Genomic DNA, 24,842 nt, shown 5'->3' with positions numbered 1-24,842 from the left:
ACGCCATGAGCCACGAGATCGTGAAGGGTCTGCCCTCCACCCACGGTGATCACTATCAACTCAACACCACCACCATCATCCGGCACGCAGCGCGCACCTATCCCGAGCAGGAGATCGTGTACCGCACCGCCGACGGCGGCTGGGACCGGTACACCTACGCCGATGCCTACGCGCGAATCCAACGAAGTGCCAATGCACTTCGCTCGATCGGCGTCGGGCCGGGCGATGTGGTCGGGATCCTGGATTGGAACAGCAAGCGACACTACGAGCTGTACTGGGCGATTCCCGGCCTCGCTGCTGTGATGTTGCAGATGAACCTGCGTTTGGCGCCAGAGGATCTCGCTTACGTCACCGGACACAGTGATGCATCGGTGGTCCTCATCGACGAGTCGCTGCTTCCGGTTGCCGAGGCGCTGGCACCGCATACGCCGAACGTGAAGACGTGGGTGGTGATGACCGATAAGCCGCTCGCCGACATCACCACGCTCCCGCACGCGGTGCACTGGGAGGACCTGCTCGCGGACGCCGGCCCGGAGATCGACTGGCCGGTCATCGACGAAACCTCCTCCTACAGCGCGTGTTACACCACCGGCACCACCGGCAGGCCCAAGGGCATCTACTACTCGCATCGCGGCATCTACCTGCACACCCTCGCCGAGGTCGCCGGACTCGTGATGAGCAGCGACGATGCCGTCATGCTCATCACGCCGATGTTTCACGGCCAGAGCTGGGGCCTACCCCAGGCAGCCGCCTACAGTGCCGCAAAAATCGTGCTGCCCGGTCGCTACATCGCCGAGGACACATCCGTCCTCGTCGACGCGATGATCGCGGAGCAAGTCACCGTCGCAAACGGTGCGCCGGCGATCTTCCAGCCCATGATGAACTACATCAAGACGCTTGCCATCGCACCGGACTTCTCCCAGGCGCGGCTGCTGTCCGGTGCCACTGAGCCGCCGCTGTCGCTGATGCGCGACTTCCACGACATCACTGGAGCCGACGTCATCCACGCCTACGGCGCCACCGAGACCACCCCTCTGGTCGCGGTGAACCGGCGACTGAAGCCCTCGCTGCGCGGTGCGATCTCGGACGAGGAGAAGTGGGACCTCAAGCGTAAGCAGGGTTTTCCGGTCAACGGCATCGACATCCGGATCGTCGACGCGGAAGGCAACGATCTCCCACACGACGGCACGAGTCAGGGTGAAGTGCTGCTGCGCGGACCGTGGATCATCGAGCGTTATCACAAGCTCGACGACGACGCCGACAAGTTCCTCGACGGGTATTGGCGTAGCGGCGATGTCGGGACCATCGACCCGAATGGTTACTTGAAGATCACCGACCGGATCAAGGACGTGGTCAAGTCGGGTGGCGAATGGATTTCCTCCATCGACATGGAGAACGCACTCGTTGCCCATCCGAAGATCGCCGAGGCGGCCGTCATCGGCGTCCCGCACCCGAAATGGCAGGAGCGTCCAGTAGCACTCGTCGTGACGACCGACGGGCAGGAACTTCCACTGTCGGAGATCCACGAATTGCTCGCTGATGCATTCGCCAAATGGCAATTGCCCGAGACCGTCCTGTATCTGGACCAGCTGCCCCGCACCAGCGGCGGCAAGCTCGACAAGAAGGCCATGCGCGCCGCGCACACCAACGTCTACGAGGAAGTCCGATGAACCCCGACAACGCCCCGCTACGCCCGGCCCGCGACGGCCACCTCCTGATCCTGGAGATCAACCGGCCCAAGGCTCGCAACAGTCTGAACGAGGCGGTGCTCACCGCCTTGAACACCGAGCTCGCCGCGGCTCGGCACGACGACGAGATCCGTGCCATCGTGCTCACCGGCGCCGGCGGGATCTTCTGCGCCGGAGCCGACATCACCAATTTCGACGCCATTCGCGACCAGTCGCTGCTCGGCGATCGTTCCGCGCTTGGCGGCACCATCTGGGCCGACCTGGGCCGATTCCCGAAGCCGGTCCTCGCTGCGGTCGAGGGCCTCGCACTCGGCGGCGGCTGCGAGTTGGCGCTTGCCTGCGACATCGTCATCGCCGGCGAATCCGCCAAGTTCGGTGTCCCGGAGGTGAAGCTCGGCGTGATCCCGGGCGGCGGCGGAACCCAGCGCCTGATTCAGGCCGTCGGCAAGTCCAAGGCGATGACCCTACTGCTCACCGGCGACTTCCTGTCCGCACAGCAGGCGTGCGCGGCTGGCATCGTCGCTGAGACAGTCCCGGACGGCACCGCCCTCGAAGCGGCGGTCGCTATGGCGCAGCGGATCGCCACCAACTCACCGCTCGCGGTGGCGCTGGCCAAGGATGCCGCACTCCAGGCCCTGGAAACCTCTCTGACGCAAGGACTCGAGCACGAGAAGCGCAACTTTCACGTTGCCATCCATTCCGCCGACAGTCGCGAGGGCCAAGCCGCGTTCCTCGCCAAGCGCGCCCCCGAATTCACCGGAAAGTAGGACCGATCATGAGCGAGCTGTTCCCCGACTACCGCTCCCCGTGGGAGACCGACGATCAGGCCCTGCTGCGCAAGCACGCAGCCGAGTTCTTCCGTAAGGAAGCCACCCCGAACCAGGTCCGTTGGGCCGCGCAGCACCAGGTCGACCGCGAGTTCTGGACAAAGGCCGGTGCGGCGGGGCTGTTGTGCCTCGACATCGCCGAAGAATACGGCGGCGGGGGCGGCAACTTCGGCCACGAGGCCATCGTCCAGCAGGAGATCGCCTACGCCCACGACACCGCGTTCGGCTTCGCCGTGCACTCGACGATCGTCGCGCACTACATCGCCGCTTATGCCACCGAGGACCAGAAGAAGCGCTGGATACCGAAATGTGCGAGCGGTGAGAACGTTCTCGCCATTGCGATGACCGAACCCGGGACCGGCTCGGACCTGCAGGCCGTACGGACCACTGCGGTTCGCGACGGCGACCACTATGTGATCAACGGCTCGAAGACGTTCATCTCGAACGCGTCGCACTGCGACCTGCTCGTCATCGTCGCCAAGACTGATCCGACCCAAGGTTCCAAGGGCATCTCGCTGCTCGTCGCGGAGACGGAGAACCTTCCCGGGTTCGAGCGTGGGCGGGTGCTGGACAAGATTGGCCAGCACGGCCAGGACACCCGCGAGTTGTCGTTCACCGACATGCGGGTGCCGGCAGCGAATTTGCTCGGCGGCGTCGAGGGGCAGGGCTTCTACCAGCTGATGGGTCAGCTGCAGCGTGAGCGGCTGATCCTCGGTGTCGCGGTGGCCGAGGCCGCAGTGGCGGAGAGCATCAGGTATGCCAAGGAACGGCACGCTTTCGGCAAGCCGATCCTGAACTTCCAGAACACGAAATTTGTACTCGCCGAGTGCAAGACCGACGTGCTGGCCGGTAAGACCCTGATGGACCACTGCATCCAGCGGCACCTCGACGGCACCCTCGACGCGTCGACCGCGTCGATGGCCAAGCTGTGGGGCAGCGACAAGCAGTGCGAGATCGTCGACCGTTGCCTGCAGGTCTTCGGCGGATACGGATACATGATGGAGTACCCGATCGCGCAGATGTACGCCGCTTCCCGCGTGCAGAAGATCTACGGCGGCACCAACGAGATCATGAAGGAACTCATCGGCCGCGCCCTATGAGGTTGACCTTCGCGCAGTGACACCACTGCGTCAGTCACACATCACTTTGTCAAAAACCACTGTTCTCAACCTATTACGGCAGGAGCATTCATGCATATCACCGGAACCACCGCACTCGTCACCGGCGGAGCCTCGGGTCTCGGACTGGCCACCGTCACCGCCCTCGCCAAGTCGGGCGCCCGGGTAATCGCCGTCGACCTGCCCACCGCGAACACGGATGCGCTGGCTGCTCTCGGCGACACCGTGGAATTCGCGCCGGCAGATGTCACCGACGAGGCCGCGGTCACCGAAGCGGTCGAGCGCGCCAACGCGGAGTCCTCACTGCGAATCACCGTGAACTGCGCCGGCATCGGCAACGCCGTCAAGACCGTCGGCAAGAACGGACCGTTCCCGCTGGCCGACTTCGAGAAGATCGTCAAGGTCAATCTGATCGGAACCTTCAACGTCATCCGTCTCGCCGCGCACGCGATGTCGCAGAACGAGCCCGTCGACGGCGAGCGCGGCGTGATCGTCAACACCGCCTCGGTCGCGGCCTTCGACGGGCAGATCGGACAGGCCGCCTACTCGGCAACGAAGGGCGGGATCGTCGGCGCCACCCTGCCGATCGCCCGCGACCTGGCGTCGCTGCTGATCCGGGTGAACACCATCGCGCCCGGCCTGTTCAAGACCCCGCTGCTGGGCACTCTGCCCGAGGCGGCTCAGATTTCGCTGGGACAGCAGGTGCCGCACCCGAGCCGGCTCGGCGACCCCGCCGAGTACGCGCAGCTGGTCGAGGCGATCGTGACCAACCCGATGCTCAACGGCGAAACCATCCGCCTCGACGGCGCGATCCGCATGGCGCCGCGGTGAAACCCGTCGGCGCGCAGGTGGGATCGCACCGTGAGCACACACGCCTTGTGTACGCCGAGGACCTGGGCATCGGCCAGCGTTTCGACTTAGGCTCACACACGGTGACCGAGGCCGAACTCGTCGACTTAGCCGCCCACTGGGATCCTGCACACGAATCGTCCACTAGAAACTATGCCATACCGGATTATTTCAACGGACAGCAAAATGGACGGGACACGCTGAAATTTTCCCAGGTGAATCTGTCAGTTTCAGAAGACGACTGCACAATGTCAGAAGTGCACTGCACTAGCCACCTTTACCCACTGCTCGACCGCGCACAAGGCTAGGCGCAGAGCAAGCGAACGCTTAGAACATTACAAGCCCAACTGCTACGAGGTGGCAGATCGCTGCTAGCACAGTGGCAGCGTGAAAGAACTCGTGATGGCCAAATGTGTTGGGCCATGGGTTCGGCCATTTGGTCGCGTACAGGATTGCGCCCGCGCTATAGAGCATGCCGCTCACGAGAAGTAACAGGAACGGCGCATGGCCGACGTGCTCGATGAGCGTCGGCGCGACGGGGACTACGGCGCTGCCGAGAATAATGTACAGCGGCACGCCGACCCAACTCGGTGACTGCGGCCAGAGCATTTTGAGGGCGACGCCGCCGAGCGCGCCGAGCCAGACGACGATCAGCAGGGTGCGAGCGGTGTCGGAGGGGAGTCCGAGTACCACGAGCGGTGTGTAACTGCCGGCAATGAATAAAAAGATCATCGAATGGTCGGCGCGCTTCATCCATGTGCGGCTTGTCGTCGTGGCCCAGTGGATTCGATGGTATGCAGCGCTCACGCCGAACACGCCGCACACGGAGACGGCATACACGGCGCTTGCCACACCGGCGGTGCCGGACACCAGGCTGAACGCCACTGTGACGAGAACGACAACGACCACGACTGCGACGCAGAACGCGTAGAGATGGATCCATCCGCGCATGCGAGGCTTAACCGGTAGCTCGTCAATTCCGAACATCGTCATTCGATGACCTCCGTCGCTGGGTAACCTACGTGACCGTAGCTTCACGTAATGTACCGATGAGTAGCTTTCGGCGTGACCTGTCCTTGGGTTTGGGAGCGGCAAGAACGGGTTTCAGCGGCTCGGTGTAGCTGCTCAGGATGAACACAGCGGCCCCAGTGGGGAGATGGCGCCCACAACCGGTATCTCGCCAGCGATGTCCCTAGGGCTCACGTGAACTCTTTTACAGAAGAGCCGTCACTCAGCATCCAATTCTGCTGCTCTGTTTGCGAAGGCGTTCACTGCCGCGTCCCACGCTGCGGACGGGATGTCGATTGACGAGTCCCGGTTCGATTTCAACCTGGTTGCGCTCGGAAATCTTCGCGCCCGGCCGGCTTGGCTAGGTCCGCGAACCGCGTAAGATCCTGCAGAATCCGCGAGATCTTCTCGGCGGCCCGCCCGGTCTTGCGCTAGCTAGCGATCGGTCACCGTTAGCGCCCAGCCGAAGCGGCTCGGCGCATCGCGAAGTTGATCTGTACAGCGGCCAGTTCCTATCGATCGTCCGAAGCATTTGCGGATACACGACCGCGAGCCGGAACGGCTTGATCGCTGCCATGTACAACAGTCCGAGCTTGGAATTGGGCTTGACCAGCGCGGTCAGCTGAGCATGAAACCCGCCCTGCCCGTCCGATATCCACCCCACGTGCATCAGTGCGTGGACGGTCTTGTTAGCCAACTCGGACACCCACTCGTCCTCGGCCAAGTACACCGACCGAAACGGTCCATCGGCGAAATCAGGACCCCGGTTACCGTTCAGTAGATTCGGGGGAAGACGGTCCCGCAAGCTCGGCACCCGCTTCGACACACCATTGCTGGGATCGTCCCATCCGAATATTGTGCCAAGACGCCACCGAATGGCGAACAGAATCGCCGTCGCCGAGTATTGGTTCTCGTTAGTTTGCGAAGCACTGAATCCGCGCGCGAACCGACTCAATTCACCTGGACCGCCCGGGTCGGTAACGACCACACATCTTCGACCTCAAAATCACCTGCGTATTCGTGAATGCGCCACGGGCGCTCCGTAAACTCGGAATTGGAAACTCTCATCGGAGCGCCCACCTTTCAGATCCGAGTCAGTCGACATCCGTTCATCGGTCAACGTGGTCAGACTAACGCGGCTCTGATGTTGTTCGTCGCGGGCCGTGTGTGATTGACAGCACCTGTGCTGGGGGTCATTCCGACCCCTCAAGCCCAAATGGTTCGACCTGCGGTTCGGGACTCACAACGCTCCCGCGCGAGATCGACTACGCGCCAACGCCATGGAACTATTGGACAGCGTTCTCCGACTCACTGAATGGAGATATCGGCAGCACGCAGGTGCACCTGTAGCTGGGTTCGCGGTCCGCCTTCGCTTGGGCAAAGGCGGGATTCATTTCGACGAACGCTTCGGACCGATGCCCCGGTCGCAAACCTCGCTGGACCAGTTCACCGCCAGGTCATGTCGGGTTCGAGAGAAGCCCCGGAGGTCGGTCAGCAGCTTGTGGCGCGCGGCGTCGGGCGTCGAGCACGTCGAGCTAATCGACCACACGCGAGCGATCGTGGCCCATGTACGGCTCCGGCAAGGGCGAACCGTGGTCGATGTGGAGCATGCGGATCGAGGGCCTCCTGGTAGGACTATGGACTGGGTAGTGGGTAGTGGGTAGTGGGCAGTGGGCAGTGGGCAGTGGCGGATATCGACGCAGTCGTCTGAATGCAGCAGTGAATCACCAACTCGGTCGACGGTCGACCCGCAAGACACAAGAGCGACAACGGAGACGGTGCCGCTCTTATACAACGTCTCGCGCCGCCGCGAGTGACGTCGGCCTGCGCCTAGGCTTCCCTGTCGTTACCTCATCCAGCGACTCACAGCCGAGCACGTCCGATTGCTGAACTCGATCGTGCAAAGTGACAGGTCGAGGTCAAGCACGCGAGGCCCGGCGCAGGACGGCGCTGACTTCGTCCGGCTGCTCGACGTTCGGCGAATGACCAGCATTGTCGATCAGAACTGTGTGAGCACCGGCAGTGGAATACCGCGCCAGCGTCGGTTCCCAATCGTAGAATTTGTCGCGGCGACCGTGAATCACCGTTACCGGTTTGTCGATGGTGCGAACAAGGGAGTCGAGTGGCTGGTTCTGCAGGCGTCGGCGGCGATCGATCAACACGGTTCGATACATGGCCGGGCTTGTGGCTGTGAAGTCGTGGAACGGTTGTTGTGGGTTGTCGAATGCCGTGCGGGCGTCGAAGCCGTCGGCGAATGCGTGGTGCCCGATCCGGCGAACGAGCGCAGGGAACGCGCTCGCCCGAGCGAGTTGAGCGACCCAGCGGATAGTCATGATCGCGTTCCCTGCTGGGAAGTGGCCGGATTCCAGGTCGGGGGCCTGGTCGATCAAAACCACCCGCGAGATGCGCGATGACGATCCGGCCGCTTCCAATGCGACGTCGCTGCCGAAGGAGTGCCCCACGATTGTGGCGTCCATCAGACCAAAAGCTTCGACAACGTCGATCACCGCTTGCGCTTGCAGGTCGGCCTCAAGGTGCACATCTCCGCCCGTGCACCCGTGTCCGAATAGATCCACCCGAATGAGGCGGGAGTCGGACGAGAGGAGGGACACGACACGGTCGAACCAGTGAACGGATCCGGCGAACCCATGAATTAGAACGATTGCTGGGCCATAAATCGGCCCGTCGACTCGGACGTGCATCGGACCCATGGACATCGAAATGATTCGGCCGAAAACGTGACGCGCTCGCACAGTACCCCCGTTGTGAATTCGTTCAATGTTTGTGTCGCATACCAATCCGTCCACGTGCACGCGGCGGAACCGTAGATGTGTCGGACATGCAGTCAGACCAGATAGGGCCGCGCCTTCTGCTCGACGGCGCTCGCCCGGCGGCGAGCCCTCTGCAGCTGTACTGGTCGTGGGCGCCCCGTTCGTCAGCGCGGTGAGTGTTGTTGAGGTTCGAGAGAGTTTCCGGGGGCGATGCGCCCGCAATTGGTCGGTGCCGGCTTGTCGGAGAAGCGGTCGATCAGCCATTCGACGGCACCGGGGAGCCACAGTGCGGCTCCGGGAATGTGGCTGATGGTGTCGTATTCGTCGTATTGCACGGTCACACCTGCGTCGCAGTACTTGTTCATCAAGGCGCGGACGTCGCCGGCGACCATGATGCCGTCGCCGGGCCCGGTGCCGATCGGGCCCGGTTGGGTGCCTTCGAGAATTCCGTTGGATGCTTGCGCGACGAACATCGGGACGGTCGGGACGGCGGCTTGACCCATGTTGATCTTGTTGACCACGTCGACGTACTCGGGGATTGTGTTCGGGTCAGCGTATTGCGGCTTGACCAGGTCGGTCCACCGCAATCCGGGGTACTGCAGAAGGACGTTGAGGATGGAAGCATCATTGAGCTTTGCCATGATCTCACGGCCGTAGTCGTTGATGTACGGGTCGAAGTCGATACCGTACGCACGTCCAATACCGACGATGGCCATTCCGACCACTCCGCCCCAGCTGATGCTGCCGCTGGCGTATCGAAGATTGTTCGCCGGGTTGACCAGCAAACCGCCCTGGGCGGCACCGATCAGATTGTCCGCGATGTCGGGCGAGTAGTCGGCCGCCATGATCGACGCCCAATTTGTGGCGATGGCGCCGCCCGAGTATCCGAGCAGTCCGATGCGGGAAGTGTCGGTGACGCCGCTGCCCGGCACCTGTTGTGCAGCGCGCAGCGAGTCCAGAGTCATCATTCCGTACTCGGGGCCGGCTGCGAAGTCCGCGGTAGGGCCTTGGGTGTCGGCGAGAACGACGGTGTAACCGAGAGCCAGGAACGGTGCGATGACCGTGCCTTCGCCGGATGCGGCAGCGCCGCCGACACCGACGTTCCGTCCGCTCGGTGTCAGCGACAGCAGGGGGGTGTTGCCGGCGATGGCTCGGGACGGGCCGTCGTCGGGGTTGAGCGAGTCGTACGCCGATTGGTAGGAGATGACCTTGTCCGGTTGCGCGTTCGGGGGCCGTAGCACCGAGGTGACGTTGGCGGATGGTCGTCCCTGCGCGTCGGTCGATCGGTACAGGATCTGCACTGCATCGAGTGGGGTCGCCAGATTGAGCAGGTGATAGGGGACGGTGCGCACACCAAGAACGGATCCTGGCACGTAACTCTCGAGGGGGGCCGTGCCGGTGTAGCGGAAGAAGGGATCGTCGACCGGCTGCCCGGACACCGCCGCTGCTCCCTGGGTGAGGATGGCGGCGGCGGCAAGGCCGACGATCAGGAGCGAACGAGTTCTGCGGAGCACGGTGTCACCTGTCTGTTGCGGTAGTAGTGGATGGCGCACTGCGTTGTCGCGGGCGGGGCAGGGCTGTCGGACGCTCGGCGGGAATCAGGCGCTGCCTGAACGATCGAGTGGCCCACGGGTCCGTTCGCCGCCAGAGGGTAGGTAATTCGAGGCGTACACCGTCACGTCGGGCACAATCGGACAGTGCCCTTACCGAGGCGTCGAGGTCGTCGACGGCGTACGGAAGCGCCCGCAATGGTGCAGTCAGAGGCCTGAAGAAGTCGTCCCAGTGGGTGAGGATCACGGTGCGTGCTCCCACAGCTGCAACTGTCTCGACCCAGTACTCTTCGATGAAGCTGCGAGGCTGGTGACCGAGTTGTCCGACGGCCAGGTACACGACATCGGCGGTGCGACCAGCGAGCATGTTCGACCGAAAGCCTGCACTGCTGTGCACGAGCGCGGTATGACCGGTTCGGTTGTGGGCGATGAGGATCGACCATGCCGCACCGCATTTGTACGCCCGGACCCGAGCGGGTTGCACGAGAGCGCGATCGATCGCCCCGCGCATGCGGTCCGGGCGCGAGTGCGCTGATTCGACTAACGTGAGCGTGTAATGCCCCACGTCCAATTCACTACCTGGATGAGCCGTCACGATCCGGCTCTGGTGCATTTCGGCTCCGCGTCCTATCAGTGCAGTCGATTCACCCCCCACGAGTACCGCGCCGGTGCGTTGCGCGACGAGGGCCGAATCGAGAGCGTGATCGTAGTGGGAATGTGCGCAGATCACCGCGTCGAGTGAGTCGACACCTGCTCGTCTCAGGGCGTAGTCGACCTGATCGGGGTCCGTTCGCAGCGGTGTCAGCAGCGTCCGTGCCATCGATGGCCGGGTGAAGAATCCGTCGGTCATGATGGCCGATTCGCCGTCGTCGAAGAGCAGTGTGGTGACGCCGAGGAACGACACGGTGACCGCAGAGGACGGTGACGACGATGCCGTCGTGGTCATCGCCTTGTGCGCGGCCAGATCGGGACGACCCCACCGCAGTCGCGTCGTCATGCCTGCTCGGCGAGGGCTCGACCGGCTTGCCGGCCGCTGAAGATGCAACCGCCGAGGAAGGTGCCTTCGAGGGAGCGGTATCCGTGTACACCGCCGCCGCCGAAGCCGGCGATCTCCCCCGCCGCCCACAATCCCGGCACTGCCGTACCGGCGAGACTCAGTACGCGCCCATCGAGATCGGTTTGTATGCCGCCCAGTGTTTTCCGGGTGATGATGTTGAGTCGCACCGCGATCAGCGGACCGGACTTGGGGTCGAGGATCTTGTGCAGGGACGCTATTCGTGCGAGTCGTTCACCACGCGAGCGACGCGAGTTGTGGATTGCAGATATCTGCAAATCCTTGGTGAACGGGTTCTCGGTTTCGCGGTCGCGGGCCACGATCTGACGTTCCAGCTCGACTCGGTCGATCAGATCGTCCCCGGTGATCTTGTTCATCCCGTCGACGAGTTCGGCGAGGGTATCGGCGACGACGAAGTCCTCACCGTGCTTCTTGAATGCCTCCACCGGTTGGCTTGCCCCTGGAAGTACGCGGCCGAGCACAAATTTGAGATTCTTGTCGGTGATGTCAGGGTTCTGCTCAGATCCTGACAGGGCGAATTCTTTCTCGATGATCTTTTGCGTGAGCACGAACCATGAGTAGTCGAACCCACTGTCCTGAATGGTTTTCAAGGTTCCGAGGGTGTCGAATCCCGGGAAGTTCGGGACGGGAAACCGCTTGCCGCGAGCATCGAACCACATCGACGACGGACCGGGAATGATCCGAATCCCGTGATTCTTCCAAATCGAATTCCAGTTTCTGATGCCTTCGGTGTAATGCCACATTCGGTCCTTGTTGACCAGCCGCCCACCGGCGCGTTCGGTGATGCCGAGCATGCGGCCGTCGACGTGCTCAGGAACCCCGGAGATCATCGAGGCCGGAGCTGTGCCCAATCGCGCCGGCCAGTTCTCGCGCACCAGATCGTGATTGCCACCGATACCACCCGCAGTCACCAGCACGGCTCCGGCGTGTAGTTCGAAGTCGTCGACTTCGGCTCGGCTGCTGTATGCACCCCTCTCGGATGTACTGGGTTCAAGAATTGCTCCCCTGACACCGTCGACGACTCCATTGGTCGTGGTCAACTCGTCGACTCGGTGACGGAACCCGAACTGCACCACACCCTTGTCCGCGGCCTCGCGAACACGTCTCTCGAAGGGTGCGAGGACACCGGGCCCGGTTCCCCAGGTCAGATGGAAGCGTGGAACCGAATTACCATGCCCCTCGGCCAGATACCCTCCGCGCTCGGCCCAGCCCACGATCGGAACCCAGCGCACGCCCTGCGCGTGCAACCACGATCGCTTCTCGCCAGCAGCAAACTCCAAGTATGCCCGTGCCCACTTGTGGCCCCAGTAGTCTTCACCAACGGGATCGTCGATACCGCGATCGAACGTGGCACTGCCCAGCCAGTCTTGCCACGCCAACTCGGCGCAATCTTTGATACCCATCCGCCGCTGCTCGGGGGTATCGACCATGAACAGGCCACCCAGCGACCAAAATGCCTGCCCGCCCAGGTTCTGCTCGGGTTCCTGATCGAGCAGCAACACCCGTTTGCCTGTACCGGCCAGTTCCGCTGTCGCCACCAAGCCCGCGAGCCCAGCTCCGACCACGATTACATCCGCGTCCATCATCCGCCTTTTGACCTTCTCGCAGTCCTGGATACGAGCCAGGCAACAACTCGACTACAACCTGGCGTACACATGGGTTGATCGACTTGTAAGCCACACCCCGCTTGATACAGTATTGCATTCAATGCAAAATCGTATTGAAACGAGGATGCATCTTGTTCGCTAGGCTGCCTACATGGCCCTCACCACCGGACCGGTGAAACGAAGGCGACCTCAGACCCGCCAGCGGCTGCTCGATGCCGCTTTGGAGGTGTACGCAGAGCGCGGATTCGGCAACAGCAGTGTCGAACATGTGTGCGAGCGTGCTGGATTCACTAGAGGTGCTTTCTATTCCAATTTCAACTCGTTGGAGGAGCTGTTCCTCGCGATGTGGGAGCAGCGGTCAACACGAATGCTGGCAGACGTCGAGGCGCTGCTCTCTCCAGGTATGCAGCCACGGGTCCACTCACTGAGCGATATCGTCGAATGCGTTCTAGCAGTGGTACCGATTGACGACAAGTGGTATCGGGTCAACGCCGAGTTCACCGCCCACGCGCTGCGCAACTCCTCGCTCAAACCAGTGATTGTTGCGCGTGAACAGGGGATCCTTGCCACACTGATGCCACTGCTCGACCAACTACTCGACCAGCTCGGGCTCGTGATCACCGACCGCGAGGCTTTGGGGCCCGCCTTAGTCGCCGCGCACGACGGCACCCTGGTGCAGTGTCTGATCGAAGACAATGCCGAGGCTGCTCGCGTGCGGCGAACAGAATTGTTCACGGTACTGGTCGGGCACTACACCCGCCGGCAGGCGTAAGGATGCACGCCGATGGTGCACGCCAGCAACCGTATTGAAGTGTCCATAGGTGTCGGAACGCTCACGACCGCGAATGTATTCGTTCGGCCGATCTTCTGGCCGACGGCCACCAGCGACCTCGATCAGCTCGCCGTGACGGTCCTGCTCGCATTCCGGCCGTGGTAACGAGAGGCACCACAACCCGGGGGGCTCCTCCGCGGGGCGACGTATTCGGTCGATTCGGTGATTCTGCTGAGAATTGCGTCGCGGGGGACGTACCGTGATCCCTGCTTCGCCCTCGATCAGGGTCGCGGCGATTCCAGTTCCGACCAGGAACGACCATTCCAAGTCAGCCGCGCCGCGCCGCGCCGCGGGCGGCCACGCGTCGCTCGGACATCGAACAGGGAACACACAGTGATCACTCGGATTGTGCAGACATCGACCGTGGGTCGACGCATCATGGCATTCGGCGTAGCGATACTCATGGCACTCGCCTCGACCTCGCTGTGGGGAACCGCCCGCGCCGGTGCCGATGCGCCGCCGCAGCAGTTCTACGTTCCGCCCCCAGGTTTCGAGGACGCAGAGCCGGGGACGGTGCTTCGATCCAGAGCGACCTCGGTCGCCCTGTTCGGACTCCCGGTACCGGTCGGAGTCACGGCGTGGCAGCTGTTGTACCGCACCACCGACGCACAGGGGTCACCCAGCACCACCGTCACCACCGTCCTGGCTCCGCCCGAAGGGACGTCGACGCAACGACTGTTGTCCTACCAGGTGTTCGAGGATGCCACCGCGCCGCAGTGCGCGCCGTCGAGGAATCTGTCCACCGACCCAGACCTCGACGGGGTCACGGCGATCTCGGCGGGTCTCGCCCTGGTGCAGGCCGCTCTGTATCGGGGCTGGACAGTGTCGATACCCGACCACGGCGGGCCGATGTCTGAATTCGGAGCCGCGGTCGAGCCGGGTCGTGCAGTGCTGGATGGGATTCGAGCTGCACGGGACTTCGCCCCGCTGGGTCTCCCCGAATGGGTACGCGTGGGGGCCGCCGGATACTCCGGCGGAGCGCTCGCCACCGGATGGGCCGCAGAGGAACACGCGACGTACGCCCCGGAGATCGACCTCGTCGGTGCCGCAATGGGCGGGACACCAGTTGATCTCGCCGCATCGCCGTACAACCTCGACGGTTCCGCCCAGGCTGGAACGGGACTGTTCCTCATATCCGGACTTCGCCATACCTACCCCGATCTGAAAGCACGACTGGACCCGTACCTCACCCCGCTGGGCCGCACGACCCTCGATGCCATGGCCACGGCGTGTTCGACGTCGAACCAGCTCACAAACATCGCACGACAGTACGACACCCTGTTCACCGAACCTTTCGCATCGGTGTGGGGCAAGCCTGAGATCCGCGCCGTGCTGGACCAGGCCCGCCTCGGTACCACGGCCACCGACGTTCCCCGCCTGCTCTACCACAGCGTGAACGACGAAGCGGTCCCCGTGACCGGCCTCGACCGGTACGTGCGCGCCGAGTGCGAGCGCGGCGCGCGTCTGACCGTCCGACGAGAAGAGCTGGGGCTGCACCTCACCACCGCCGTGTCCGGGCTTGCGCTCAGCATGGACTGGCTCGACACCCTGTCGGACGAACCCGCACCGACACAACCGTATTGCGACATCAGCACAGTTCCCAGTTTTGTGGGAGCGGACCCGGCCGCGACCGTGCAGACCGTCGACGAAACTGTGCGGAGCCTGCTGGGACTTCCCCGACGCTGAGCAGATGCCGTGCGGCGATGAGGCCGAGTACCCCACCTGGACGGCGACCAGGGCACGGGCCGTCGACCGTGTCCCCCCCCCAGCATCCTGCTCGGCCGCAGCGAAGGGCTATCTACCGTCGACGAGCTCACCGTCCGCCACGTCACCGAAACAAGCCGGCGGTTGATGGACACTGCATGGCCATCACTCACGTGCAGCGTGCCGGGCCGCTAGTGCATCAGATTAGGTTGGTGATGTGTTCGACCAGTTGATTGGGCTTTGTGGACGAACTTGATCGCCGCGGCCGCACCCTCGATCGCCGACATCGAATACGCCGCATACCCGCGAACGTCGACGGTGTTCTCCAGCGCGAGAAGGTAATCGGCTACCACATGCGGATGCGCCGGCAACGCCTGATGCCCGTGCTGGTCGCAGTACTTCTCGAACACCGACCACGCCCGCGTGTAGTTGCGGCGCGTAGACGCTGCCCGGGTATCGAGCAGCGAGGTGTCCACCCGCCGCCGCACCTCCGCCGAAACATCCAACGACGCCACAGCATTAGGCGCCGGAGCAGAAACAGCGGGTGACAGTAACTCCGTCACGCCACAACACCTTTCGGCTCCAGCGCGTCACGTGCTGGAGGGCGCGAGAATAGGACGACTGAGCCCAGTGCCATCGCAGTGGCGGACGGGGGTGTCGTCGACACCAGAAAGTGGTCGCTGCCAGTTGAGTACCTACACATAATCCACCCGCCGGCAGGAACCTTGGGCAGCATGGTCAGCGTGTGGTCGACGGCGCCGGCAACAACCACCAGGTGCTCGGTGATCCAGTCCCATTCGTCCTCGGCCGCCAGCACCGTCGGCGCATCCACGGATGGCCACATCACTGTGTCATCGGGATACATGTCGGCAAACGCGGATTTCAGCCACGTAGGGCAATCGCCCACCACCGCATCGCGTAGCTCAGCGCGCATGCTGACCGCCACCGTCACGTCATCATCCTCCGCTGACCAAACCCCACTGTGCACCCTAGGCGACAGCGGCGAGCGAGCTGGGCGTGACGCGCCTACCACCCGCCGAACCTAACAGCGGCCACCGACAACCCCACCAGGAACGGTCGGCCGCAGCGATCACGACCACGTCCTTCGCGGGACGACGACCCTGCTGCAGTAGACGTAATCAGATTTGTTGGCGTTGGGTGGCCGCACAGTTCCAAGCGGAAAGTGAACTCGAGCGTGCAGACTCTGGCTTCCTGTGAGTATCTGTCGGCACTGCGCTAACTGGCATTAGTAGGCCGACTTCTGTCCTCAGCCTGAACACCACGTGCAATCCGTTCCGATCGCGGCTCTTGAAAGACCGTGCAGACCGTCTGCGAAGACGCTGTCTGACAGTCCGAGAGTGCGTACTCCCCGGATTCTCGTCAGGCCCCAACCGGACTTTGCCTAGACCGGCAGAGTGTGCGTTGTATTGGGCGTAAGTGCTGGTAGAAAACCCGCACGAAACGTGGTGTTTGAGGCCACGTCGATAAATGTCGCTCCCCGCGTAGAGGTTAACTAGCGTGGGTCTTATGCAGCTGACACGGTTCACCGACCTGGGGGTGCGGACGATGATGTTGCTCGCAGCCTCCGACCCCGCACGCTGCAGACTGACAACCGCTTCCGTTGCCAAGGCCGTGAACGCGTCCGAGCATCATGTAGCCAAGGCAGTGACTCGGCTCGTTGAGCTCGAGTGGGTGAGTGCACGACGTGGCCGAACGGGGGGATTGTTTCTCACGGACGCTGGACGGGCGATGCCGGTGGGCCATGTAATTCGTACGCTCGAACACGACCGGGAGGTCATTGACTGCGATGGGGCACGTCCCTGTCCCCTGGTCGCCGCGTGCCGGTTACGCCACGCGCTGGCCACCGCGAAAGAAGCGTTCTATCAAGAACTCGACAAGTACACCCTGGACGATCTCACAGCGCCAACGCTCCTCACATTGACAGCGGCATCGCCGCGCGAACATTGAACCCACGCAGCATCTCTCGTTGTTGACCGCTTCTTCCTTCCCGCAACATGATCGGAGCACTTCCATGCCCACTCCAACCTCCAGCCACGCCGCTACTGCCCCAGAACTAGACCCCGGCCACGCCGAGGTCATCCGCGCCACCCTGCCCCTGGTGGGCGGAAAGGTCGATGACATCACCAAAGTGTTCTACAACCGGATGTTCACCGCGCGACCTGAGCTTCTGCGGACCCTGTTCAACCGGGGAAACCAGGCGCAAGGTGCCCAGCAACGGGCCTTGGCCGCTTCCATTGCCACCTTCGCCACCCACCTGGTCGATCCGAATCTGCCACATCCTGCCGAATTGCTGTCGCGAATCGGGCACAAACATGCCTCTCTGGGCATCACCGCTGACCAGTACAACATTGTCCACGAGCACCTCTTCGCGGCAATAGTCGAGGTACTGGGTGCCGAGACTGTCACCGCTGATGTGGCAGCTGCCTGGGACCAGGTCTACTGGCTGATGGCGAAAACTCTCATCGACCTCGAGCACCAGCTATATCAGCAAGCAGGCGTCGGCGATGGGCAGGTCTTCCACCGCGCCAGCATCACAAGTCGGGTCGACGACCCGTCGGGAGCAGTCCTCATCACCGTAACCGCGGAAGAACCTGTTCTCTACCAACGTCATCCGGCGCAGTACGTATCCGTCGGAATCACGCTGCCCGACGGTGCCCGTCAGATTCGCCAGTACACGGTGATCACCGGCGCCGCCCACGAGGTGACGTTCGCCGTGAAGCCCGTCGCAGCCAACGCCAACGGGCCCGCCGGAGAAGTGTCAAACCACATCTCCCAGCACCTGCGACCAGGCGACCTGATCGACATCACCACAGCCTTCGGGGACCTACCCACCGCCGACCTCGGGTCGCAACCCGTCGTGCTGATTTCCGCAGGCATCGGTATCACCCCGATGATCGCCATCCTGCACCACCTGCACGACACCGGCACCGCTGCTACCGTCCAGGTTTTGCACGCGGACACCTCACCAGCCACTCACCCACTCAGAGAATTGCATCTGCGACTCATCAAGGCCCTACCTGCTGCCACACTGGACCTGTGGTACGCCGATCCAGGCGACTCGGCACACGCTCACCGCGGGCAAATTGACCTGACCGACATAGCCCTACATCCGAAGTCCTCGATCTTCGTGTGCGGCAACAACGGATTTGTCGAGCATGTGCGCGAACAGCTCCTCGACCAAGATGTCAATCCTGCCCGAATCCACTGTGAGCTGTTCTCCCCCAACGACTGGCTCCTCTCCTGACCTGCAACCGTTTACCTAGGGTCTCGTCGCGGAACGCCGCATAAGGCACCCCAGACATGACCCCAATGGATCTCCGCGTCCCGCCCATAGTGCAAACCTGAATCTCGGGGATCTGGACGCTGACGTCTTGGGGGCGGTGCGCGAGTCTCCGGCCTACCTAACTGGATGCACAACCATGACTGGACACGGTGCGCCATGGAGAATGGCGCGGCTGACCGAGCCCAACAACAGTCCTCGAAACCCCCCACGCCCCCGGCTTCCCACCACAATGAGTTGTGCATCGTTGCCGACGTCGAGGATGTAGCGTGCGGCGTCGAGAGCGGAGATTCGTGTCTCGACAACGAGGTCGGGGTAGTCCTGACGGAAGCCCGAAAGCAGTTCTCCCACAAGCTCAGCAGCTTCGTCGCGGAGTTGTTGTATCACCTCGGAATGGCCGTAGAAGACGTCGCTGGAAAATCCGAGGTACGTGTGCACCACAATCAGCGGGGTGTTTCGTTCATCGGCTTCGGCAAACGCACGCGTCAGCGCCTCATGTGATGTCGGCGAGCCGTCTATTCCGACCACCACCGGGCCAGTTGCCGGGTACTGACCGTGTACTACGACAACAGGGCAGTCGGCGTGAGCGGCAGTTTCGGTACTGACTGAACCGAGCAGAAGCCCGGTCACTCCACCCCTCCCTCGACTCCCTAGCACCATGAGGTGCGCATCGCTGGAGATGTCGCGTAGTACCAGCTCCGGCCTTCCCTCGATCACCTGACCGTCGACAACAACGGAAGAGTCTTCTTTGGCGACCTTCTCGACGGCCGCATCGACGACGTTATGGGCGTCATCTCGCAGGGCTGCGTCGATGAGGGCCTGTGTCTTCGATACTCCCGGCGCGTATCCGGAGGTGATGGTTTGGACTGTTGTGACCACCTTCAGCGGCAGGTTCTTCCGAACCGCAGCGTCGGCGGCCCACCGTAGAGCGTGGTGCGAGTGGACGGACCCATCGACGGCCACCACGACAGGGGCGTTTACGTTCATCAGACCGTCTCCTTCGATGGGAGTGTGCAGGCGAATGTCCACACCGTCGCCGCGCAGGCGTCTGCTTCACGCTAATCAATCCCGAACGCAGAATGGGCCGTTTCGGACGGGAGCAAGAAGCGTTGGGCTGCGCCGCGTGCTCGTCATCCGGCACATCGTCGGCCGTCAGGTCTGCACGATCAGGAAGCAACCGCTCCAGCGACCCTCCCTGTGGCTCGGCAGCGGCGATAGCCGAGTCAATCGCCAGCTGTCACCGCCTGCAGCATCTCGGCCCAGTGCTCCAGCGGCAACAGGTGACCTCCGTCGTGGTAGACGACTAGTTCGGCTTCGGGGAGGTGTCGCTGGAGCCATCGGCCGTTGGCTACCGGGGCCATCTGGTCTCGGTCGCCGTACCAAAGCCGCACCGGCGACTTGACTTCCGCGAGATCGAACCCCCATGGTCCTACGAAGGCGACGTTGTCCCACGCAATGGCCATTGGCCCTTGTCGCAGCGCTTCTCTGAACGAGCCATGGAGTGCCTGTCGTGCTGTTTCGTCACCGACGATTTTCGGGTCACTCTCTCCCCACATCCAGTCGATCCACGGAGCCTGCTCATCGTCACGCACGCCCATCATCGCGTCGAGCAGTTCCTCGTTACCCTGACGAAAACTCTCTGCCGACCTGATGGGGTCGTCCGGAAGGTATGACAGAGCTGAAATATCGTTCTGAGTCAGCGCATCTCGGGCGTTGGGCATTTCCTGCGTGGGCGCAAGACCACCCGACACACCGACTCGCGTTACTCGGCCTGGCATCGCAGCTGCAGCCGCCAGTGCGAAGGGCCCGCCTCCCGACCAACCAAAGGTGGCGAACACGGCTATACCGAGTTCGTCGACGATTGCCTCGACACCTCGGGCCACCCGCTGCAGACTGCTGACGGCGGCGCCGGATTGGCCGTAGCCAGGTCGGTCGAAGCTGATCACCCGGATACCCAGATGTCGGGCGATCTCATCACCGAAACCCGGCTCCAGTCTGGAACCTGGCGTTCCGTGAAAGTGCACGACCGGGACTCCTCGCGCATCTCCCGCATCCCTGACCATGACCGACCGATCACCGACCGAGACCTTGAACTCTTTCACCGTCGCAGGCTACGCGGAGCACGTGGTCGACGTCACGGATCGACCACTGCGATCCAAGCTTTGTCTAAAACCATGACGAGAGACGGATGAGCACGCGACCGCGGCAATCAAGCCAAATGTCGCCCTTCAACCGGCCCATCTCAGGCTGCAAAAACCTAGCCAGACGTCACTGCAAGCAGACGAGGTCAACGCAAAGCGGCGAGCAGCTCACCCACATTGTGGGCAGACTCGAGTCGGTGGCGCATGCGGCCTTCCTCGCGGACGGTGTAGGAGTTGCGTCGACCGTCTTTGACCCGCGTGAGGTAGCCGTCCTCGATCAGATCGGAGATGATCGCTTGGACTGCGCGTTCGGTGATGCCGACTGACTGGGCAAGTTGGCGCATCGTCAACTCACCATCGCGCGCCAAACACACCAAGACATGCGCGTGGTTCGTCAAGAACGTCCAGCTACGAACCGGTTTCGCGTCGTTGCCACCGGCACGACCGGCAAACTCTGTGAGATCGGCTTTGGCCATATCCGCACAATAGACCATCACGATTTCCGGTTTCAGGCTTCCACTGTTCAATCCGCACGAGGCGCGTCCATCGCCTCGTCCGCTACGTCTCTGTCGCTTCCGTGCTCGACAGATACTTCGCCGACGCGGCGTGCAGATCCGCCGGGGTCGTTGCGGGTGCGAGCCCAGCTGACGAGGACCGCAGTTGCCAGTACCACCACGACCACGGCCAGAGATGTGATGGTGGGAATCTGGTACACCTCCAACAAGAGCATTTTGAATCCGACCCAAACCAACACCACGGCCAGCCCGAGCTTGAGGTAGATGAAGCGGTGCATCAGGTCGGCGAGCATGAAGTACATGGCGCGCAACCCGAGAATGGCGAAAGCGTTCGAGGTGAACACCAGGAATGGTTCGCTCGTGACGGCGAAGATCGCCGGAATGGAGTCGACCGCAAAAACAATATCCGTGACCTCCACCAGCACCAGCACAGCAAGAAGCGGCGTAGCCAGCCAGCGACCCCCTTCCTTCACCCAAAACGCCTGCCCCCGATAGCCGTCCGTCATGGGCGTGGCCCGCCGGAATCCGCGCAATACAAGCGACTTCCCTGGGTCGATGTGCTCCTCCCGATGCATCGCCATCCGAATTCCAGTGGCGACGAGAAACGCCCCGAAGAGGTACAGAATCCAAGCAAAGCTGGCGATGAGCAAAGAACCCGCGGCAATAAAGGCGCCGCGGAACACGAGCGCGCCCAGAACGCCGTAGAACAACACCCGGTGCTGATACTCACGCGGCACCGCGAAATAGCTGAAGATGATGGCGAACACAAACACGTTGTCGACCGCGAGCGACTTCTCGATGACGTACCCCGCGTAGTACTGCGCAGCGAACTCCCCACCCCACATCCACCAGACAACGGCGCCGAACCCCAGTGCGAGCGCCACCCAGACCAGCGACCATGCGGCAGCCTCGCGGACAGCAACGACGTGGGCCTTTCGGTGAGCGAACAGGTCGATCGCGAGCATCAGCAGGATCACACCGAGCACCGCCGGCCACATCCACCATGGAATTGACATCTTCCGCTCCTTCCGCGACGTCCATCGATCGCCGGTTCAGCGGAAGTTTAAAGCACGAATTACTATTCGTCAATCTTCCTTCTACACTGCGGGGTCGGCAACCTCAGCACGACGCCAGTGTTCGACACGCCAGAGACAAGGACTTTGTTCCGGCATAACGATGACCACCGGCACTTGGGCCTGCGCACCGAAGCCCGAATAGTCAAACTTGAGCAGAGGAGCCGCAATGTCTGACAATCCCCCCATCACAGTGGGTGTCGTGGCCGGCGAAGCCGATTACGCCGCCGTCGAGTGGGCAACTTATGAGGCCGCGGTGCGCGGAGCGCCGCTGCTCATCGTCACTGTCATCGAAGACCTTGAGCCCACCATGCGCGCGTGGCGCCTGCCAGCTGAGTACGTCCACGACGTCGCCCGTACAGCTCAGGGCGTGGTAACCGAAGCGAGCGTCGTCGCTCGTGTCATCGCGAACCAAGCTGGTGTTCGCGACCTCGAGATCGGAGGCAAGGTGATCAGGGGAGCAACACGCGACAAACTCATCGCGCAGTCGAGCGACGCCGCGATGATGGTCTTCGGTGCTCGCAGTAAACACGGCCTCCGCCCCGACCCCATTGCGTCAGCGCTCGCAATGCATGCGCGCTGCCCCGTTGTCTTGGTCCCCACGACCCGTTCAACAGAAACCCCCGCACATCGCATAGTGGTCGGTGTTGATGGATCACCAGCCAGTGCCGAAGCGGTCGCAGCTGCTTTCGACGAAGCCGATCGCCGGGACGCTCCCCTGCTTGCGGTGCACTCATGGAAAGAGAACAAAGTGCACTCGGCCTTCGCCGACCCAGAAGATTCTCGATTGATCGACCTGCAGGAAGCCGAAAATGCGGTGATCGCAGAGCAATTGGCGGGGTGGCGCCAAGATTATCCCGACGTTGACGTTACTTACCGAAGCATGCACGGTGACCCCGCTGACGTTCTGGCCCAGGTCAGCCGCGAAGCCGAGCTGCTGGTCGTCGGTAGTCGCGGCCTCGGCGGTTTCACGGGCATGCTGCTGGGTTCGACCAGTCAACAATTGATGCACGACCCGCCATGTCCAACACTCATCGCCCGGCATCGAGAGCGCGACGGTCAAACACTCTTTCATCGTTTTACACAGGCCGTGCCCGCCACGAGGCCCTGAACGTGGAGGCCGTGGCCGACGATGTACGTACCACGCTTTCCGATTGTCCTAGGCCGATGAAGGGCGCTAGTAGACGCTCACGTGCCGGCCGACCCCTACTGCAGGGCCACGGCGACCGTGCCGACCGAAAGGGAGGGATTGGCCGATGGCCACTATCAGCACATACGCGGATGCCATTTAGCACTAGTACGAGTGTGGAGGACAGATTTGTGCAAAACGCTACGAGTCGATCAGGCCGAGCGACGCACCGCGGGACGGCTGCAGTAGCGATGAACGATGATGCGCTTCTCGAGATACTGCCGGACCACAGAGTGGCACTCGACCGGCTCGTCCAGCACATTGCGGAGAACTTCGGCAGGGACGAAGCACTGTACGCAGTGACCGCCACCGCACTCGGTCTGGTTGATGGCGCTGATTCGGCTGACATCCTGACCATGCACGGACACGAGCAACACCATCCGGCCGTTGTGGCAACTGGGCGTCCACCTCCTACGCTTGAGGACAACGTTGTCGAGGATCTTCGCCAATGACGCCGGCAGACCAGACTGTGTTTTGCTGCAACGACTTCGAGCATGATGGCCGGTGGAGTGGAGTCCCCTCGGTGATCCGGTCGAACGGCGTTCGAAGCATAATGCTGTTCGAGCTGCAAGCGGGCGGAGCCCTCCTAGGGACGCTGATTTTCCTGGGGCGCAGCCCTGGAGCGTTCACCCCGTGCGATGAGCGAGTGGGAAGGGCCCTCGCTTGGTGCGCGACCCTGGCACTGAAGGCCGCCGTTGACTATCACGCACTTGAGGTCTCGTTGGGTGTGCCCACGACGTCATCGAGGGCGCGAAAGGAATGGTGATGGAGCGGCTGTCACTCGATGCCGTTCAGGCAGATCACCTGTTGCGGCAGCTCGCCAAGGAATCCGGAACCCCGTCCTTCGTTGTTGCGCAACGGCTCATCGAGCACGGTCCCATCAAATGAGCCGCAATTCCCGTAGCCAACGCAGCAACTGGGGTCGGCAGCCAACTCATTGTCGGCTGCACATGTCCCTTGGCCAGAGACCTTCATCACGGGTTATAGGGGCGCCACCACTGCCTATCGTCCTCGATTGCCGACGGGTCAGAAGGGTGGCATCCCGGTCCGCGCCGGCGATGATCTGGTAGCGGATCGAGTCTCGCTGACTCACCACCAACAGCGGCCACCACAAGGTACGTACATACGATTCCGCATTGTCGTACCCGTCCCAGTCATACACTCCCCGATAGAGGTTGTGATTGTCGTGCGCTAGCCACAGTTTGGATACGAATCCTGGAAATCCTACGAACAGCGTTGTGTTGAGCAGACTCTCGCGGCGGAAAGCAGCATGCGCGAGACCGTTGCCCGCGACCCCGCGCAGCCGGAAGCCGACGATTAGGGTAACCGGCTCGACGAAGGCTTGGACGTCCACCACCGTTTCGCGATAGACCCGAGCCACTGACCCGTCAGCGAAGGGAATCTGGCAGTTGATGTTGTCATGAGGTAGATGCATTCGATGCTGGTGAATAAGCTGGCCGGTCTCCGCCATACAATGGCCAAGTGCCGCTGCGGCATCCCCCGGCGGCGTCGGGAGGGGGATAGTCATCTCGGCCTCGCGGGACGTCTTGAGGTTGGCGTTCTCGGACGAGTCAGCATGTTCACGTTGGTAGTC

The 24,842-nt window shown here is 62.5% G+C and carries 25 protein-coding genes and 1 pseudogene; 13 read left to right on the top strand and 13 right to left on the bottom strand.

Features of this window, described 5'->3' with window-relative positions:
- Positions 1–5 precede the first annotated feature (5 nt).
- From KXR83_RS16510 to KXR83_RS16495, 4 genes are all read left to right on the top strand, one after another.
- Positions 6–1,670, top strand: a complete 1,665-nt coding sequence (locus KXR83_RS16510) for a long-chain-fatty-acid--CoA ligase (protein ID WP_437425718.1) — start codon at positions 6–8, stop codon at positions 1,668–1,670.
- Positions 1,667–2,455 (top strand): enoyl-CoA hydratase/isomerase family protein, encoded by a 789-nt coding sequence (locus KXR83_RS16505; protein WP_437425717.1) that lies wholly within the window; start codon positions 1,667–1,669, stop codon positions 2,453–2,455. The genes KXR83_RS16510 and KXR83_RS16505 overlap by 4 nt, the downstream gene beginning before the upstream one ends.
- 8 nt (positions 2,456–2,463) lie before the next feature.
- Positions 2,464–3,615, top strand: coding sequence for an acyl-CoA dehydrogenase family protein (locus KXR83_RS16500; protein ID WP_437425716.1), 1,152 nt, complete (start codon positions 2,464–2,466; stop codon positions 3,613–3,615).
- A 90-nt stretch (positions 3,616–3,705) separates the two neighbouring features.
- Complete coding sequence (locus KXR83_RS16495) at positions 3,706–4,464, top strand: 3-hydroxyacyl-CoA dehydrogenase (RefSeq protein WP_437425715.1); 759 nt, start codon at positions 3,706–3,708, stop codon at positions 4,462–4,464.
- Between the two features lie 345 nt (positions 4,465–4,809).
- Here KXR83_RS16495 and trhA read toward each other — a convergent pair whose 3' ends face one another.
- The 6 genes from trhA to KXR83_RS16465 all read right to left on the bottom strand — a co-directional run bounded on the left by trhA (position 4,810) and on the right by KXR83_RS16465 (position 12,469).
- Entirely contained in the window at positions 4,810–5,475 is a 666-nt protein-coding gene (gene trhA / locus KXR83_RS16490) for a PAQR family membrane homeostasis protein TrhA (RefSeq protein ID WP_437425714.1), read from the bottom strand.
- Positions 5,476–5,851: 376 nt separating this feature from the next.
- Positions 5,852–6,478 carry a DUF2867 domain-containing protein gene (locus tag KXR83_RS16485; protein ID WP_437425713.1) on the bottom strand — a complete coding sequence of 209 codons (627 nt, stop codon included), beginning with the start codon at positions 6,476–6,478 and terminating at the stop codon, positions 5,852–5,854.
- A 931-nt stretch (positions 6,479–7,409) separates the two neighbouring features.
- Positions 7,410–8,192 (bottom strand): alpha/beta fold hydrolase, encoded by a 783-nt coding sequence (locus tag KXR83_RS16480; protein ID WP_437425861.1) that lies wholly within the window; start codon positions 8,190–8,192, stop codon positions 7,410–7,412.
- 233 nt (positions 8,193–8,425) lie between these two features.
- Positions 8,426–9,775, bottom strand: a complete 1,350-nt coding sequence (locus KXR83_RS16475; protein ID WP_437425712.1) for a lipase family protein — start codon at positions 9,773–9,775, stop codon at positions 8,426–8,428.
- Between the two features lie 4 nt (positions 9,776–9,779).
- Positions 9,780–10,808, bottom strand: a complete 1,029-nt coding sequence (locus tag KXR83_RS16470) for an MBL fold metallo-hydrolase (RefSeq protein ID WP_437425711.1) — start codon at positions 10,806–10,808, stop codon at positions 9,780–9,782.
- Positions 10,805–12,469: an FAD-binding dehydrogenase gene (locus tag KXR83_RS16465; protein ID WP_437425710.1), complete on the bottom strand. Its 1,665-nt coding sequence runs from the start codon at positions 12,467–12,469 to the stop codon at positions 10,805–10,807. The genes KXR83_RS16470 and KXR83_RS16465 overlap by 4 nt, the downstream gene beginning before the upstream one ends.
- A gap of 175 nt (positions 12,470–12,644) precedes the next feature.
- Here KXR83_RS16465 and KXR83_RS16460 point away from each other — a divergent pair, with 175 nt between their 5' ends.
- The 4 genes and pseudogenes from KXR83_RS16460 to KXR83_RS16445 form a co-directional block, all read left to right on the top strand.
- Positions 12,645–13,265 carry a TetR/AcrR family transcriptional regulator gene (locus KXR83_RS16460; RefSeq protein ID WP_437425709.1) on the top strand — a complete coding sequence of 207 codons (621 nt, stop codon included), beginning with the start codon at positions 12,645–12,647 and terminating at the stop codon, positions 13,263–13,265.
- Between the two features lie 39 nt (positions 13,266–13,304).
- The gene (locus KXR83_RS16455) at positions 13,305–13,430 is read left to right on the top strand and encodes a hypothetical protein (RefSeq protein WP_437425708.1); all 126 of its coding nucleotides are present in this window, start codon (positions 13,305–13,307) and stop codon (positions 13,428–13,430) included.
- Between the two features lie 228 nt (positions 13,431–13,658).
- The gene (locus KXR83_RS16450; protein WP_437425707.1) at positions 13,659–15,011 is read left to right on the top strand and encodes a lipase family protein; all 1,353 of its coding nucleotides are present in this window, start codon (positions 13,659–13,661) and stop codon (positions 15,009–15,011) included.
- A gap of 78 nt (positions 15,012–15,089) precedes the next feature.
- Positions 15,090–15,179 (top strand): annotated as a pseudogene (locus KXR83_RS16445) (carbonic anhydrase); the annotation flags it as partial.
- Positions 15,180–15,220: 41 nt separating this feature from the next.
- Here the strand turns inward: KXR83_RS16445 and KXR83_RS16440 are convergent.
- Positions 15,221–15,592, bottom strand: a complete 372-nt coding sequence (locus KXR83_RS16440) for a hypothetical protein (protein ID WP_437425706.1) — start codon at positions 15,590–15,592, stop codon at positions 15,221–15,223.
- Entirely contained in the window at positions 15,589–15,981 is a 393-nt protein-coding gene (locus KXR83_RS16435; RefSeq protein ID WP_437425705.1) for a hypothetical protein, read from the bottom strand. Before KXR83_RS16435 ends, KXR83_RS16440 begins: the two co-directional genes overlap by 4 nt.
- 575 nt (positions 15,982–16,556) lie before the next feature.
- Between KXR83_RS16435 and KXR83_RS16430 the strand changes: the two genes are divergently transcribed.
- Entirely contained in the window at positions 16,557–16,997 is a 441-nt protein-coding gene (locus KXR83_RS16430; protein WP_317714597.1) for an RrF2 family transcriptional regulator, read from the top strand.
- Between the two features lie 64 nt (positions 16,998–17,061).
- Positions 17,062–18,294 carry a globin domain-containing protein gene (locus KXR83_RS16425; RefSeq protein WP_317714596.1) on the top strand — a complete coding sequence of 411 codons (1,233 nt, stop codon included), beginning with the start codon at positions 17,062–17,064 and terminating at the stop codon, positions 18,292–18,294.
- Positions 18,295–18,447: 153 nt separating this feature from the next.
- Here the strand turns inward: KXR83_RS16425 and KXR83_RS16420 are convergent, their stop codons facing one another.
- The 4 genes from KXR83_RS16420 to KXR83_RS16405 form a co-directional block, all read right to left on the bottom strand.
- The gene (locus tag KXR83_RS16420; protein WP_437425704.1) at positions 18,448–19,317 is read right to left on the bottom strand and encodes a universal stress protein; all 870 of its coding nucleotides are present in this window, start codon (positions 19,315–19,317) and stop codon (positions 18,448–18,450) included.
- A 236-nt stretch (positions 19,318–19,553) separates the two neighbouring features.
- The gene (locus tag KXR83_RS16415) at positions 19,554–20,432 is read right to left on the bottom strand and encodes an alpha/beta fold hydrolase (protein WP_437425703.1); all 879 of its coding nucleotides are present in this window, start codon (positions 20,430–20,432) and stop codon (positions 19,554–19,556) included.
- Positions 20,433–20,617: 185 nt separating this feature from the next.
- Positions 20,618–20,947 carry a helix-turn-helix transcriptional regulator gene (locus KXR83_RS16410; RefSeq protein WP_437425702.1) on the bottom strand — a complete coding sequence of 110 codons (330 nt, stop codon included), beginning with the start codon at positions 20,945–20,947 and terminating at the stop codon, positions 20,618–20,620.
- Between the two features lie 47 nt (positions 20,948–20,994).
- Positions 20,995–22,002 (bottom strand): TerC family protein, encoded by a 1,008-nt coding sequence (locus tag KXR83_RS16405; RefSeq protein ID WP_437425701.1) that lies wholly within the window; start codon positions 22,000–22,002, stop codon positions 20,995–20,997.
- A gap of 226 nt (positions 22,003–22,228) precedes the next feature.
- Here KXR83_RS16405 and KXR83_RS16400 point away from each other — a divergent pair, with 226 nt between their 5' ends.
- The 3 genes from KXR83_RS16400 to KXR83_RS16390 all read left to right on the top strand — a co-directional run bounded on the left by KXR83_RS16400 (position 22,229) and on the right by KXR83_RS16390 (position 24,136).
- Positions 22,229–23,170 (top strand): universal stress protein, encoded by a 942-nt coding sequence (locus tag KXR83_RS16400; RefSeq protein WP_317714591.1) that lies wholly within the window; start codon positions 22,229–22,231, stop codon positions 23,168–23,170.
- 269 nt (positions 23,171–23,439) lie between these two features.
- Positions 23,440–23,700 carry a hypothetical protein gene (locus tag KXR83_RS16395; RefSeq protein ID WP_317714590.1) on the top strand — a complete coding sequence of 87 codons (261 nt, stop codon included), beginning with the start codon at positions 23,440–23,442 and terminating at the stop codon, positions 23,698–23,700.
- A gap of 289 nt (positions 23,701–23,989) precedes the next feature.
- The gene (locus KXR83_RS16390; protein WP_437425860.1) at positions 23,990–24,136 is read left to right on the top strand and encodes an ANTAR domain-containing protein; all 147 of its coding nucleotides are present in this window, start codon (positions 23,990–23,992) and stop codon (positions 24,134–24,136) included.
- 46 nt (positions 24,137–24,182) lie between these two features.
- Here KXR83_RS16390 and KXR83_RS16385 read toward each other — a convergent pair whose 3' ends face one another.
- Positions 24,183–24,776: a hypothetical protein gene (locus KXR83_RS16385; protein WP_317714588.1), complete on the bottom strand. Its 594-nt coding sequence runs from the start codon at positions 24,774–24,776 to the stop codon at positions 24,183–24,185.
- Positions 24,777–24,842: the final 66 nt, after the last annotated feature.

This window comes from Williamsia muralis (assembly GCF_051487485.1).
Taxonomy (GTDB): Bacteria; Actinomycetota; Actinomycetes; order Mycobacteriales; family Mycobacteriaceae; genus Williamsia; species Williamsia muralis_B.
Note: the sequence above shows the minus strand (reverse complement) of the source record. Positions and strands in the feature narration are given on the sequence as shown.

Coding starts and splice junctions, on each gene's coding strand:
- KXR83_RS16510 (WP_437425718.1), top strand. CDS start 6: ATGAGCCACGAGATCGTGAAGGGTCTGCCCTCCACCCACGGTGATCAC.
- KXR83_RS16505 (WP_437425717.1), top strand. CDS start 1,667: ATGAACCCCGACAACGCCCCGCTACGCCCGGCCCGCGACGGCCACCTC.
- KXR83_RS16500 (WP_437425716.1), top strand. CDS start 2,464: ATGAGCGAGCTGTTCCCCGACTACCGCTCCCCGTGGGAGACCGACGAT.
- KXR83_RS16495 (WP_437425715.1), top strand. CDS start 3,706: ATGCATATCACCGGAACCACCGCACTCGTCACCGGCGGAGCCTCGGGT.
- trhA (WP_437425714.1), bottom strand. CDS start 5,475: ATGACGATGTTCGGAATTGACGAGCTACCGGTTAAGCCTCGCATGCGC.
- KXR83_RS16480 (WP_437425861.1), bottom strand. CDS start 8,192: ATGCACGTCCGAGTCGACGGGCCGATTTATGGCCCAGCAATCGTTCTA.
- KXR83_RS16470 (WP_437425711.1), bottom strand. CDS start 10,808: ATGACGACGCGACTGCGGTGGGGTCGTCCCGATCTGGCCGCGCACAAG.
- KXR83_RS16465 (WP_437425710.1), bottom strand. CDS start 12,469: ATGGACGCGGATGTAATCGTGGTCGGAGCTGGGCTCGCGGGCTTGGTG.
- KXR83_RS16460 (WP_437425709.1), top strand. CDS start 12,645: ATGGCCCTCACCACCGGACCGGTGAAACGAAGGCGACCTCAGACCCGC.
- KXR83_RS16430 (WP_317714597.1), top strand. CDS start 16,557: ATGCAGCTGACACGGTTCACCGACCTGGGGGTGCGGACGATGATGTTG.
- KXR83_RS16425 (WP_317714596.1), top strand. CDS start 17,062: ATGCCCACTCCAACCTCCAGCCACGCCGCTACTGCCCCAGAACTAGAC.
- KXR83_RS16420 (WP_437425704.1), bottom strand. CDS start 19,317: ATGAACGTAAACGCCCCTGTCGTGGTGGCCGTCGATGGGTCCGTCCAC.
- KXR83_RS16410 (WP_437425702.1), bottom strand. CDS start 20,947: ATGGCCAAAGCCGATCTCACAGAGTTTGCCGGTCGTGCCGGTGGCAAC.
- KXR83_RS16405 (WP_437425701.1), bottom strand. CDS start 22,002: ATGTCAATTCCATGGTGGATGTGGCCGGCGGTGCTCGGTGTGATCCTG.
- KXR83_RS16400 (WP_317714591.1), top strand. CDS start 22,229: ATGTCTGACAATCCCCCCATCACAGTGGGTGTCGTGGCCGGCGAAGCC.
- KXR83_RS16395 (WP_317714590.1), top strand. CDS start 23,440: ATGAACGATGATGCGCTTCTCGAGATACTGCCGGACCACAGAGTGGCA.
- KXR83_RS16385 (WP_317714588.1), bottom strand. CDS start 24,776: ATGACTATCCCCCTCCCGACGCCGCCGGGGGATGCCGCAGCGGCACTT.